The 12,684-nt window shown below is 62.5% G+C and carries 15 protein-coding genes; 9 read left to right on the top strand and 6 right to left on the bottom strand.

Annotated elements, in window-relative coordinates:
* Nucleotides 1-7 precede the first annotated feature (7 nt).
* Nucleotides 8-223, top strand: coding sequence for a SlyX family protein (locus tag G4923_RS11570; RefSeq protein ID WP_005330500.1), 216 nt, complete (start codon nt 8-10; stop codon nt 221-223).
* A gap of 59 nt (nt 224-282) precedes the next feature.
* On the opposite strand, the gene G4923_RS11565 is transcribed toward G4923_RS11570, so the two are convergent.
* The gene (locus G4923_RS11565; RefSeq protein ID WP_163137123.1) at nt 283-933 is read right to left on the bottom strand and encodes an FKBP-type peptidyl-prolyl cis-trans isomerase; all 651 of its coding nucleotides are present in this window, start codon (nt 931-933) and stop codon (nt 283-285) included.
* A 223-nt stretch (nt 934-1,156) separates the two neighbouring features.
* Nucleotides 1,157-1,363, bottom strand: a complete 207-nt coding sequence (locus G4923_RS11560) for a YheV family putative zinc ribbon protein (protein WP_033130616.1) — start codon at nt 1,361-1,363, stop codon at nt 1,157-1,159.
* 39 nt (nt 1,364-1,402) lie between these two features.
* Here G4923_RS11560 and G4923_RS11555 point away from each other — a divergent pair, with 39 nt between their 5' ends.
* The 3 genes from G4923_RS11555 to G4923_RS11545 all read left to right on the top strand — a co-directional run bounded on the left by G4923_RS11555 (nt 1,403) and on the right by G4923_RS11545 (nt 4,171).
* A complete protein-coding gene (locus tag G4923_RS11555) occupies nt 1,403-2,092 on the top strand; it encodes a hypothetical protein (RefSeq protein WP_163137122.1) in 690 nt (229 codons plus the stop codon).
* A gap of 142 nt (nt 2,093-2,234) precedes the next feature.
* Complete coding sequence (locus tag G4923_RS11550; RefSeq protein WP_025328075.1) at nt 2,235-3,134, top strand: chemotaxis protein CheV; 900 nt, start codon at nt 2,235-2,237, stop codon at nt 3,132-3,134.
* Nucleotides 3,135-3,193: 59 nt separating this feature from the next.
* A complete protein-coding gene (locus G4923_RS11545; protein ID WP_163137121.1) occupies nt 3,194-4,171 on the top strand; it encodes a hydrolase in 978 nt (325 codons plus the stop codon).
* Here G4923_RS11545 and G4923_RS11540 read toward each other — a convergent pair.
* Nucleotides 4,153-5,304 carry a GGDEF domain-containing protein gene (locus tag G4923_RS11540; protein WP_106885959.1) on the bottom strand — a complete coding sequence of 384 codons (1,152 nt, stop codon included), beginning with the start codon at nt 5,302-5,304 and terminating at the stop codon, nt 4,153-4,155. The two genes, G4923_RS11545 and G4923_RS11540, sit on opposite strands and share 19 nt — an antisense overlap.
* Nucleotides 5,305-5,393: 89 nt before the next feature.
* Here G4923_RS11540 and G4923_RS11535 point away from each other — a divergent pair, with 89 nt between their 5' ends.
* From G4923_RS11535 to G4923_RS11525, 3 genes are all read left to right on the top strand, one after another.
* Entirely contained in the window at nt 5,394-5,639 is a 246-nt protein-coding gene (locus G4923_RS11535) for a YheU family protein (RefSeq protein WP_163137200.1), read from the top strand.
* Nucleotides 5,640-5,918: 279 nt separating this feature from the next.
* Entirely contained in the window at nt 5,919-6,788 is an 870-nt protein-coding gene (locus G4923_RS11530; protein ID WP_106885957.1) for a phosphoribulokinase, read from the top strand.
* A gap of 15 nt (nt 6,789-6,803) precedes the next feature.
* Complete coding sequence (locus G4923_RS11525; RefSeq protein WP_106885956.1) at nt 6,804-7,337, top strand: DUF4136 domain-containing protein; 534 nt, start codon at nt 6,804-6,806, stop codon at nt 7,335-7,337.
* 69 nt (nt 7,338-7,406) lie between these two features.
* Here G4923_RS11525 and G4923_RS11520 read toward each other — a convergent pair whose 3' ends face one another.
* Entirely contained in the window at nt 7,407-7,706 is a 300-nt protein-coding gene (locus G4923_RS11520) for a hypothetical protein (RefSeq protein WP_025328080.1), read from the bottom strand.
* Nucleotides 7,707-7,754: 48 nt separating this feature from the next.
* The gene (locus tag G4923_RS11515) at nt 7,755-8,159 is read right to left on the bottom strand and encodes an OsmC family protein (protein ID WP_106885955.1); all 405 of its coding nucleotides are present in this window, start codon (nt 8,157-8,159) and stop codon (nt 7,755-7,757) included.
* Nucleotides 8,160-8,532: 373 nt separating this feature from the next.
* Between G4923_RS11515 and crp the strand changes: the two genes are divergently transcribed.
* Together crp and G4923_RS11505 are read left to right on the top strand one after the other, a co-directional pair.
* The gene (gene crp / locus G4923_RS11510) at nt 8,533-9,171 is read left to right on the top strand and encodes a cAMP-activated global transcriptional regulator CRP (protein WP_025328082.1); all 639 of its coding nucleotides are present in this window, start codon (nt 8,533-8,535) and stop codon (nt 9,169-9,171) included.
* A 122-nt stretch (nt 9,172-9,293) separates the two neighbouring features.
* The gene (locus G4923_RS11505) at nt 9,294-10,094 is read left to right on the top strand and encodes a putative RNA methyltransferase (protein WP_106885954.1); all 801 of its coding nucleotides are present in this window, start codon (nt 9,294-9,296) and stop codon (nt 10,092-10,094) included.
* A gap of 94 nt (nt 10,095-10,188) precedes the next feature.
* Here G4923_RS11505 and G4923_RS11500 read toward each other — a convergent pair whose 3' ends face one another.
* Nucleotides 10,189-12,555 (bottom strand): M66 family metalloprotease, encoded by a 2,367-nt coding sequence (locus tag G4923_RS11500; RefSeq protein WP_276208951.1) that lies wholly within the window; start codon nt 12,553-12,555, stop codon nt 10,189-10,191.
* Between the last annotated feature and the right edge of the window lie 129 nt (nt 12,556-12,684).

Genomic DNA, 12,684 nt, shown 5'->3' with positions numbered 1-12,684 from the left:
AAGGCCCATGAGTCAGCAAGTTAACGATCGTCTCGAGACCCTGGAAAGCCGTCTCGCCTATGCCGAATACACGGTGGAGCAGCTCAACGAAGAGGTGACCACCCAGGGCCGTGAACTCGATCGGCTCAAGCATCAGATCCAGCTGCTGGTGGACAAGCTGCAGAGCGTGCAGCCGAGCCAGATCGCCAGCATGGCCGAAGAGACGCCCCCACCGCACTACTGAGTGCGCCGCCATAAAAAAACCCGCACGCAGCGGGTTTTTTCATCTTGCCAGTCGGCAGATCAGTGCTGATGGCCCTTGCCACCGCAACCACCGCCGCCACAGCAACCGCCGTGACCTTGCTCGTCGCCGTGGTCATGACCGTGATCGTGGCCGTGACCGTGACCGCCGCAGCAACCGCCGTGGTCATGGTCGTGATCGTGATCGTGACCGTGGTCATGGCCATGGCCATGATCGTGACCGCAGCCACCGGCACCGTGCACGTGGCCGTGAGCCAGCTCTTCAGCAGTGGCGGCACGCACGTCCTTGATCTCGACCTTGAAGCCCAGGGTCACACCGGCCAGCGGATGGTTGCCATCCACCTTGATGAACTCTTCGGAGACTTCGATGACGGTCACCGGACGGTGGCCATCGTCGGTCTCGGCCACAAAAGTATCCCCTTCAGACACTTCCATGCCATCGAACAGCTCGCCGGGCACTTCTTGCACCAGGTTCTCGTCATACTCGCCATAGGCTTGGCTCGGCGTCAGGGTGACGTCGAACGCCTCGCCCACGCTGCGGCCTTCCAGCTCGGCTTCGAGGCCGGAGACCAGATAACGGGTACCGTGCAGATACACCAGAGGCTCTTTACCGACAGTGGTGTCGATGACTTCACCGTGTTCGTCGGTGACCGTGTATTCCAGCGTAACCACGCTCAGGGGAGCTACTTTCATGTCAGGGATCCTGCGGATAGAAAAAAACGGGCCCAGAATACCTTAAAAAGGTGGCCAAGCATATGATCTGCCCCGCTCCGCCATGCTGAAAAAGTCAGCAGTCCAGAACGAGCCTTGTCCCACCCCGGGTATTACCAAGAGGCCCAACACTCGGGGCTAAGCACGCTGATTGCCCGTTTGGCCTCGCGGATAGCCTTGTCAACCTCGGCCATCCGGCTCTCTCTTACTCGGGGCGGAACACCCCTATGACCTGTTCGGCCTCCCGGGTCGCCTTGTCCACCTCGGCCTGGGTCTGCACCTGGGTATCCCCGCAGTCGACACAGGTCACCTTCTCGACTCCATGCTCCATATACAGCATCATGGTGTCCATCTTGCCGCACGCCGGGCAAACCGCACCGGCAATGAAGCGCTTTTTACGTCTGGTTTCCATTTGTGTTACCTCCAGGCAGCATCATATCAGGGTTTTTACATGCATCACGCCATCGAATATCAGCATTTTTCTACTCCTTGCCTGCAGGTCGGCCCCCGCAAACGCTCCCCTCTGGGTCAGCTGCTGCGCGTCACCCGGGGTGTGGCACTGCTGAGACTCGGCTCCCATGAGCTGTTGCTGACGGCGGGCAGCCACTTCTGGCTGTGCGCCGATGCCCTCGCCGCCTTCACTCCCCTGGCGGGTTGTCAGCATGATCGGCTGACCTGCTCGGTGCGGGTGGCGCAACCGGCCCAGGCAGGCTGGTTGCAACCCACCCCGCTGATGGACGCCCTGCTGGACAGCCTGGCCAACTGGTCGAGGCCCCGTGACTGGCAGGAGGCCTATGGCCACCGTCTGCGGGTCATCGGGGACGAGTTGCAGGCGTGCACCATCCTGGCGCAGGCGGATCAGCCGCTGCAAGGTGCCTGGCGCGCCCTGGCCAGTCAGTCTGAAGGCAGCGCCGCAGCCTGGCAGGCTTGCCTCGCCGAGCGGGGCATCGAGGATCCCGCCCTGGCGGCCGATGCGCTCGGTGCCCAGTGGCAGCTGCTGCAGGGGGTACGCCTGCTCAGAAGTGGCAGCAAGCCGGCCCAGGTGGTGGCAAAGCTCGGTTACCGGGATGAACAGGCTTTGGCGCAGGCGTGCCAGTGCTGGCTCGGGCTGACGCTGGAGGCGGTGGCCTCTGCCCAGTGAGCCGGACGCGAAAATAAATGGTGGTGACAGGGTCCAGTTTTGCGGCTCGCGGTCGCTAATAACAAAGGAGTCATCCTTGTCACCATCCTCTATGCTGAACACCAGATTGACCGTCACCGATTAGATCAACAGGACATCCGCCATGACGAGCAAGGCCAACCAATCCCAGGGCATGTTGCTGTTTCACCTCTCTGCCAGGCAATCCTTCGCCATCGGCACCCTCAAGGTGAAGGAGATAGTCCCCTACACCCAGCTCACCGCCCTGCCCCATTCGCACCCGACCGTGCTCGGGGCGGCCAGCATGCGGGGCACCACCATCCCCGTGATCGACATGGCGATGGCGGTGGGCTATCGCCCGATCAGCCGGGAGGAGATGCCCAACTGCTTCATCATCATCACGGATTGCCGCCGCACCCTGGTGGGCTTCTTGGTGCGGGGCATCGACAAGATCACCGAGTGCAACTGGCGTGACATAGAGCCGCCGCCCCCTTCCCTCGGTCAGAACGTCTTCGTCACCGGGGTGACCAAGGTGGGCGAGCAGCTGATCCAGCTGCTGGACGTGGAGTTGATCCTGTCCCGGGTCTATCCGGACGATCCCAGCCACCTCTACCCCGTGCTGACCGATGTGCAGCGCGAACGGCTCAAGCCGATGCGGATCCTGCTGGTGGACGACTCCTCCGTCGCCCGCCGCCAGCTGATGGCGGCCCTCGATTACATCAACATTCCCTACGAGGTGTGCACCAACGGGCGCGATGCCCTCAGCCTGATGCAGGCCAGGGTCGCTCAGGGCAGCCGGATAGACATACTGGTGAGCGACATAGAGATGCCGGGGCTGGACGGTTACGAGCTGGCCTTCGAGGTGCAGAGCGACCCCAGGCTGGCGGAGGCTTACATCATACTGCACACCTCCCTCTCCAGCGAGATCAGCGTGGAGCGGGCCCATCAGGTCGGTGCTCACGAGGCGCTGACCAAGTTTGAAGCCAACGAGCTGATCCAGGCCATGCTGCGCGGCGCCGAACACCACGACCGCCTGCCCGCCTGATACCGCGGCGGGCCATGGGCTCGCCGCCCCTTTCCTCTTCTGCTGCCCCGAGTCGTTGCATGCTGACAGAAAGCCACTTCCACGCCCCCTGGTGGGCCCGCAATGCCCACCTGCAGACCATATTGCCGAAGTGGCTGCGCCGCTCGCCGGCCCGCTTCATCCCGGAACGGTTCGAACTCGCGGATGGGGACTTCGTCGACCTCGCCTGGAGCGGGGCCATCAGCCAGGATGAGCGGCCGCTGCTGGTGCTGTTTCACGGTCTGGAGGGCAGCATTCACTCCCACTATGCCAAGGGACTGTTTGCCCATCTGCAGCGGCAGGGGAACGACGCCGTGCTGATGCATTTTCGGGGATGCAGCGGCGAGCCGAACCGGCTGCTGCGGGCCTATCACTCCGGTGCCATCGAGGATGCAGAGGCGCTGATCGCCGAGCTGGGTCGCCGTTTTCCCGGCAAGCCGCTGGTCGCCATCGGCTACTCCCTGGGGGGCAACATGCTGGTCAATCTGCTGGCGCGGGGCTGTCCGGATGAACTGACTGCCGCCGTGGTGATCTCGGCGCCGCTGCAACTGGCAAGCTGCGCCGACAGGGTCAATCAGGGGTTCTCACGGGTGTATCAGAGTTACTTGCTGCGCACCATGAGGGCCAATCTGCTGCGCAAGATCCGCCAACAAGCCGCAGCTCGCTGGCAACCGGAGCAGGTGAGCCGCATCGCTACCCTGCGCGACTTCGACGAACAGGTCACGGCCCCGCTCCATGGCTTCGACAGCGCCGATCACTACTATCAGACCTGCTCCGGCCTTGATCTCCTGGCCCGCATCACCATCCCGACCCTGATCATCCACGCCGCCGACGATCCCTTCATGACAGGGGCCGTGATCCCCAGACCGGAACAACTCTCACCCATGGTGCGCTACGAGCTGAGCCGCCGTGGTGGCCACGTGGGCTTCCTGCACGGTACCCCCTGGCGACCCCGCTTCTGGCTGGAGGAGCGCATCAGCCAGTGGCTGCGGGAACAGACTCAGGATGCCCGGCGGTAGCAGTTGCGCCCTGCCCCCTTGGCTTCATAGAGGGCGCCATCCACCCGCTCGAGCAGCATGACCAGGCTCTCCCCCTGACGCCACTGGGCGATCCCCTGGCTCAGGGTGAGATGGGGATCCACCTCTGAGGCTGCGTGAGGCAGCGCCCGGGCGGCCAGGGTAGTGCGGATCCGCTGTGCGACCCGCTCGCCGGCGGCCAGGTCCGTCTCCTGCAGCAACACCACGAACTCCTCCCCGCCGTAACGGGCCACCAGATCGCCGGGTTCCCGCACGCTCTCCTCCAGGCACTCTGCCACCAGGATCAGGCACTCATCCCCCGCCTGATGGCCGTAGTGGTCGTTGTATCGCTTGAAGAAATCCACATCCAGCAGGATCACAGTGAAGGGGGTCTCCAGCGTCGTGCCCTGTGCGATGGCGTTTTTGCAGACCTGATCGAAGTGTCGGCGGTTGGCGAGCCCGGTCAAAGGATCCCTGTGGGCCATGGCATTCATCTTGCGCGCCAGCATCAGGTTGTCATATTCGCGCGACACCGCCAGCTCGAACCAGCCGTTGAGCATCCGCCGCCCCGTCTCCAGGATGATCAACAAGCCACCGGCCGCCAGCCAGTGCACAGTGACGGACGGCACCATCACCCAGTGCTCCTCAAACAGCAGGAAGATCAGGGGCGGAGCACTCAGGCTGTAGAAGACGCGCCACTCGTAATAGAAGGCGATCAGGGCCGTCAGCAGCAACAGGCTGACCATGTTGAATGCCAGGCTGAACCCCCCTCTGAGCTCTATGGTGGCAATGGCATAGGCCGTCATCGCCCAGGCCAGTCCCCATAACATGGCGCAGCCCCAGAGCCAGGGCTGCCATCTCTGTGTTCCCTGGCGAGAGAACCAGCGCCAGCCCAGGGGCGGCAGCACGCTCGCCAGCAGCACCAGGGCAATCTGATACTCATAGCGCCAGGGCAGCCCATCGATCGCCACCAGCCGGGCATCCTGATAGAGATAGAAGCGCGCCAGCAGATAGAGGATCGCCAGCTGGTTGATGACCCAGAACCAGCGCAGCCCTGCGCTCAGGGCACGCCGACGCGTATCATTAAGGTGCTGGTCGAACTGACTGGTGGGGCGGCGCTGTTCAGCTGATGCCATGGGAACCCTCGCTCAGGTCCAGATAAACTCCTTGCGCTTGCCGGTCAGACACCGACAATATCCGTATCGCTATGACTGAAGATGAAATCATGATTATCCCTTGGCAAGAACTGGATCCAGATACCCTCAACAACCTGCTCGAGCATTTCGTCCTGCAAGAAGGCACCGAATACGGCGAACAGGATGTCAGCCTGGCCTACAAGGTTGAAGAGGTCAGACAACAATTACTACAAGGTAGTGCCGTGCTCGTCTACAGCGAGTTGCACGAGAGTGTCAACGTCGTGCCCAAGACGCATTTGAGCAATGCGCCGGGCGACGACTTTCCGGCAGAATGACACAAGAGAAGGAACGCAGGCTGAACAACGTCCGGCACGGGCCCCGCCAAGCACGGCGGTGCGGCGCTCAGTTCAGGGGGGAAGAGGGGCGGCTCGCCCGATGAGGCTGGCGTTTCAAATCGGCTTATTTTTTGCCTCTGTCGCCGACTTTCGCGGCGCCGATGGAGACCAGCCGCCGAGGGGCATGGGGGCTCATGATGGCGCCCACGCAGCAAGGCTGCACTTGACCGCACTTTGAACCTGCCTTTATAACGGAACTCCCAAGGAAGAGAGAATTCTATGTCGGCCAAGCATCCCATCATTGCGGTTACCGGTTCGTCCGGTGCCGGCACCTCCACCTCCACCAACGCCTTCCGCTCCATGTTCCATCAGCTCGGATACAAGGCGGCCGTGGTCGAGGGGGACAGTTTTCACCGCTATACCCGGCCCGAGATGGACGTGGCGATCCGCAAGGCGCGCGAGCAAGGGCGCCATATCAGCTACTTCGGCCCCGAGGCCAACGACTTCGGCCTGCTGGAATCCTTTTTCCAGGAGTACGGTCAGAGCGGCAGCGGCCAGTACAGACGCTACCTGCACAGCTTCGACGAGGCAGTCCCCTTCAACCAGATGCCGGGCACCTTCACCCCCTGGCAGGGGTTGCCGGGGGAGACGGACCTGCTGTTCTACGAAGGTCTGCATGGCGGCGTGGTGACCGGCGAACACAATGTGGCCCGTCACGTGGACTTTCTCATCGGCGTGGTGCCCATCGTCAACCTGGAGTGGATCCAGAAGCTCATTCGCGACACCTCGGAGCGCGGGCATTCGCGCGAGGCGGTGACCGACTCCATAGTCCGCTCCATGGATGACTACATCAACTTCATCACCCCTCAGTTCTCCCGCACCCACATCAACTTTCAGCGGGTGCCGACGGTGGACACCTCCAACCCCTTCAGTGCCAAGGTGATACCCAGCCTGGACGAGAGTATGCTGGTGATCCGGTTTCGGGGCATCAAGCAGGTGGACTTCCCCTACCTGCTGTCGATGATAGACGGGGCCTTCATGTCCAGGATGAATACCATAGTGGTGCCGGGGGGCAAGATGGGTTTCGCGATGGAGCTGATCCTGCGCCCCCTGATCCAGCAACTGTTAGAAACCGGCAAGATCACCTGAGCCAAGGAGCTTATGATGCGCGGTGCACTTCTCTCATTCACACTGGCAGCTCTGCTGGGCGGTTGCAGCACAGGCCCCGCCGCCCCCACGGTCGAGACGGGCACCATGGTGGTCCGTCCGGCAGAAAACTGGGCCTACGGGGCGACGCCACGCTATGCGCTGGCGGAGCAGTTCCAGTACGCAGGCAACAGCGCCGCGCCCTGGCTGGAGCCGGTGCAGCAGGCCGTCACCCAGGCGCTCGATGGCAAGGGCTGGCGCAGCGTGCCCCTCGATGAGGCCGACGTCTGGGTCGCCATCGGGGTAGCGGGCAGCCAGGACATGAGCGATGGGGAGATATTCTCCCGCATCGGCATGACCCCTGGCCTCAATGCCGCCGCCGATGCCCGCAAGGGCACCCTGGCCATACTGCTGATCGACAGGCGCACCCAGCAAAGCGTCTGGAGCAGCGCCATCCAGCTCGCCAGCGACGTGCCCGTCGCCGAGGACGAGCGCAGCCAGCTGAGCCAGCAGCTCGCCGCTCAACTCCTGGACTCCCTGCCCGCTCAATGAGCGCCCCATAACACAACGGCCTGCTTCAAGCAGGCCGTTGTGGATACACGCCGTTGCACGGCATGACGATTACTTCAGTTCGCAGGTCAGCAGAGTCACGCCGTTCTTGACCAGAGTGGCCTGTTTTTCCTGGTGGGAGAAGGTGGTCACCCCATCGGAATAGCTGGCGGTCTCTTTGGGTGACTCGATGCGACCCAGCTTGTGATAGACCCCGGCATAAGGGAACTGCACCATGTCGGCCTGGGCATCATAGGTGATGGCCAACAACTCTTCCCCGCACTGATACTGGCTGTATTGATACTGGGTGGGCTGCGGCATGCTGCAGGCAGCCAGCCCGAACAGGGGAAGCAACATCATTATCTTTTTCATCGCACTTTCCTTATGTCATGGCGTTATCGACGGGACAAACTACAACTATCAAGCTTCAACGATTTGATAACTATGGGTAATTTCTACCGCTTTTTCCAACATCAGGGAAACGGAACAATACTTCTCCATCGACAAGTCGACCGCGCGGGCAACCTGTTTCTCGGCCAGCCCCTTGCCGGTCACGACGAACTTGAGGTGGATCTTCTCGAACACCCGGGGCACTGAGTCAGCACGGGCCCCTTCCAGCTCCACATGACAGGCGGTCACGCTCTGGCGCGCCTTCTCCAGAATGGAGACCACATCGATGGAGCTGCAGCCACCGACAGCCAGCAGGATCATCTCCATCGGGCTGGCACCTTCGCCCGGGTTGGCGCCGTCCAGCGTCACCTGATGACCGGACTCGCTCTCGCCCACAAACTTCATGCCTTCCACCCAGCTGACCTTGGCTTTCATCTCACATTTCCTCTCAATGACGACGGTTCTGACGCCCATAGCATACCTCAAGCAGGGGTCGAGTGGCACATGCCCCGTCACGTTGCGCCACTCCCGGTTTCATGACCGCCGAGTCCCGGCGCCGCGACTTGTTCCGAAACCGCGGCAGACCCTGAAGGAAATAGATCGAAATCAACATATCTCCCCCCCTTCTTGCCTAGAATGGCCCGGACGGCGCAGCAGATCGATGCACACAGATGGACACCAAAGTCCCAAAGCCTTGTCAGCACAGACAAAGGCTCTTATTCTACTGCGACCAAAGACTAAGGAATGGCAAGCTTGGCAACTTGCCTGGACGCACAGTCCATAAAAATGACACTACAGAGGAAGTCTCATGATCATTGGCAAACCGCAAAGCGATCCCACCCTCGAGTGGTTCTTGTCGCATTGCCACATTCATAAGTATCCCGCCAAGAGCACCCTTATTCACGCCGGTGAAAAAGCGGAAACCCTCTACTACATCGTCAAGGGTACAGTCGCCGTCCTGATCAAGGATGACGAGGGCAAGGAGATGATCCTCTCCTACCTGAATCAGGGGGATTTCCTGGGCGAGATGGGGATGTTCGAAGAGAACGAGAATCCGGAGCGTTCCGCCTGGGTACGTGCCAAAGGCGCCTGTGAAGTCGCCGAGATCTCCTACAAGAAGTTCCGCCAGCTGATCCAGGTCAACCCGGACATCCTGTTGCGCCTCTCCGGCCAGATGGCCAAGCGCCTGCAGCACACCAGCCAGAAGGTCGGCAACCTCGCCTTCCTGGACGTGACCGGCCGGATTGCCCAGACCCTGCTGAACCTGGCCAAGCAGCCGGACGCCATGACCCACCCGGATGGCATGCAGATCAAGATCACCCGCCAGGAGATAGGCCAGATCGTCGGCTGCTCTCGCGAAACCGTCGGCCGCATCCTCAAGATGCTGGAAGAGCAGGAGCTCATCTCGGCCCACGGCAAGACCATAGTGGTGTTTGGCACCCGCTGACCGGGTTCCCCGACGGCTCAGCACAGGGCCGTTGGATAAAAAAGGCTGCCACGGCAGCCTTTTCTGATCTCCTCCCCTATAATCCCGCACGCCCTTCCCCGGCTTCAACCAAGCGAGTGTGTATGCAACTTCAATGTCCCCTGTGCCGCAGCCCCCTGCATCTTCATGAAGCCTCCCGCGGGGTCTATTGCGACAACAAGCACCATTTCGATCCGGCCCCGGAAGGTTATCTGGATCTCATCCCGGGCAAGAAGGATCCCAAGGACAGCGACAGCCGTGCCCTGCTGCGCGCCAAGCGCCGCTTCCTGGAGCAGGGACACCAGCTGCCCCTGGTAGAGGCCATGGCGACCCTGCTGGCTCCGCTCGGCGAGCGCGAGCTGATCCATCTCGGCTGTGGTGAGGGGTACTACTGCCGCGCCCTGGCAGAGCGCCTGCCGGGCTGGCAATTTGGCGGCCTCGATCTGGCCAAGAACGCCATCTTCGCCGCCAACAAGGCGCAACCCGACGGCCATTTCGTCATCGCCGATCCGGCCAAGGCGCCGCTGCTGGCCGGCTCAGCCCAGGTGCTGCTGGTCAACGACCTCAAGATCAAGACAGAGCTGCTGGTCAGCCTGCTGACCCCGGGCGGCTACCTGCTTCACCTGCAACCCGGCCCGCGCCACCAGTGGCAGCTGAGGGTCAGCCTCAACCCGGTGAGCATGGAGCACCCCCTCAGCTGGCCAGCCCTGGCCGGGCTAGTCCCCGTTGAGCGGCAACGCTGCCAGTTCTCCATGACCATGGATCAGAGTCTGCGCGCCCATGTGCTGGAAACCAGCCGTCTCGGCTGGCGTGCTGGCGGTGAACAGCGTCACGCCTTCACCCAGCAGGGGCCGGACGAGCTTGAACAGGATCTGCTGCTGAGCCTGTGGCAAAAACCGCTCTGAATCCCATGAAAAAAGGCCCGTACGGGCCTTTTTTTTATTTGGCGTCTCCGCCAATGGCAATACGTTCTCTCACGGCAATGAAGGAGCGACCCCCTTACTCGAGCGGGCGCCCGTTGACGGTGAAGGAGAGATCCACTTCCGGCGCCGAGATGGACCTCTGATCCAGGGTCCCGGCGGCGCAGATCACGGCAGCACCCCGTGGCTCGCTGGCCGTGGGCACATTGACATGGAACTTGTTCATCAGGTTGGCATTGAGCCGGTGATTGGCCAGCCGGAAGTGCAGCAAGCCCTCCCGAGTCTCCACCTGCAGCTGGCAATCTCCCACCCCGATCCGCTCGCCGTCATCCCCATAGCTGAAGCCGTAAGCGCCGTGCAGGGCCGGATAGAGGTAGCTCGGCAAGAGCCCGCGAGGATCGTAGTAGCCCACCAGGGTCGTCACCGGCACCCCGAATGCCTGTGGCTTGCGCGATACCCGTGCATCCGCCACCGGCCCTTCGTTCCAGCGGCTGCCGTCCGAGGTGTAGCTCTTCTTGAAACCGCGGGAGAGGGTGATCTGCTGACCGTTGATGAAGAGAGTGCTGTTGTAGCCGGCACCGTGCTCCAGGGTCAGGATACGCCCCGCATTCCCGGCAGCAGCAGGGGGCACCTGGATGTTGCGCGTCCAGTTGCCGTCCCACATGGCTACCTTGACCAGATCATACTCCGCCAGCAGGGCCGCCAGCTTCGCCTCGCTCAGATCCTTGATGGGCGCGCTGATCTGCTCCAGCCGCTCGACCCTGTGCTGGTAGGGCACCATGGTGGTGGTGGCGGCATCCCACTTGCGAAATCCGGTCGGGGAAGCGGCATCGAACACCGCCTTGCTCTCGAGGAAACGCTGGATGATGGCGGCCGAGTTCGGGGTGTAGAGGGTAAAGCGGTTGAAGCCGGAGAAGGGCGATCCACCCGCCATGGCATCAAAACCGAACGAGTGCCCCTCGAAAGGCGGCTGGCACTGGCCGTCGAGGCAGGCGCTCTGGCCGCTGCGGGCGACGCCGAAGTTGGGAATGAAGCGATTGCGATCCCCATCCCAGCCCCAGCTCGAATTGACCGCCTCGGCGCTGCGGTGCACCGAGCCCTGGAAGCCGCCGACATAGTGGCCCAGGCCATAGTTGTGGCCCACCTCGTGGCTGAATTCGTTGCCCAGAGAGGCATCGAGCGTGACTATGCCGCCTCCGCCCGAGCCACCGTGCACCTGCACGCCGTTGGCGTACTTGCCGCGGCTGTTATGGGCCGCCAGCTGGGCCACCACATAGGGATGGCTGCTCTCCCCCTCACCGGCCGTGCTGTTGATACCGTAGTTCGCATTGTCTATCCCGTGGGAGATCAACTCCTTGCCGATGCGCTGGCGCATGGTGCCCTCGTGCCAGCCGCCCTGGCCGGGATCGAAGTCGGTGAGCAGGGTGCCGTTTGGCAGCATCACCTCCGGCAGCGACAGGGGAGCATACTGGCTGACAATCAGCCGGCTGGTCGGCACCGTCTGGAAATACTCGCGATGGGCTTCGGGATCCCTGGCGAAGGCAAACTGATCTCGGGGAGTAGTCAGCATGCCAAGGTCTATGGTGTGGATGAGCAGCTCGCTCGGGGCACCGACCTGCAAGTCCGTCAGCTCACCGCCGAGGCTTCCCTGATTGAACTGCAGGCTCAGGCCTGGCCGGATCCAGTCGGCGGGCAGCACGGCGCTCCAGGCATCGACTGCATAGCGGATGCCGTTGTTCTCGAGCTCCCCTTCACGGATCCACTGGCCGCCCACGAACTTGAATTGCAGCGTCTGACCGCGGGAGAGGGTCACCTGGCGGCCGCTGTAGCGCACCGTCGAGGTGTAACCGGCATTGGAACTTGCACGCACCATCTTGCCTTCCAGGGCGGCCCCCTCTGGCAGATAGATATCCCTGACCCATCGGCCATCGGCGGTCTTCACCTCCACCAGGGCATGCTGCCCCAGGCGCTCCTGCAGCAAGGTCGCAGTGGCATCACCCAGCCGGGCCAACTCGGCACTGCTGTTGATGACATTGGTGGTCCCCGCCGCCGGGGTGAAGTCGACCCCCTCTTCCGGCGAACCATCGAGGTAATAGGCCGTCTTCGGCAACTGCTCGGGCGGGTTGAGGCTGAGCGTCCCTAGGGTCTGTCCGGCGCCATCTCGCGCCGTCACCGTCATAGGCACGCCGGTCTCGGCTTGCAAGGGCCTGACCAGCAGCAGGCTCTTGCGCAGGGCGGTCAGCCTGGGCTGGCTGTCCCCTTCTGCGGCATGGGCCGGCAGGATCTGGCTCTGGGCGAATTGAACCTGCGCCGCCAAGGATCCTTGCAGATCGTTGGTCGGTGGCTGGGTATTGAAGGGCAAGGAGGTGGGAGCCTGAACGGCAGCCAACAGAGGGCCGCTCGCCAGGGCGGCCATGATGAGGCTGGCTAACTGTGTTTTTTTCATTGTTATGGTTCTCATTGTGATGGGCATGTCCACATGCCCTGTTGCAGGAAGCGTGACAGCATGGACGCCGGCTGCCGGGTCCTGCACCCGGCGAATTCGGTTCAGCTTGCCCTGCGGCGCCATGACCGC

The organism is Aeromonas rivipollensis (assembly GCF_010974825.1).
GTDB classification, from domain to species: domain Bacteria; phylum Pseudomonadota; class Gammaproteobacteria; order Enterobacterales; family Aeromonadaceae; genus Aeromonas; species Aeromonas rivipollensis.
The sequence above is the reverse complement of the archived record's forward strand: the minus strand, read 5'-3'. Positions and strand labels throughout refer to the sequence as shown.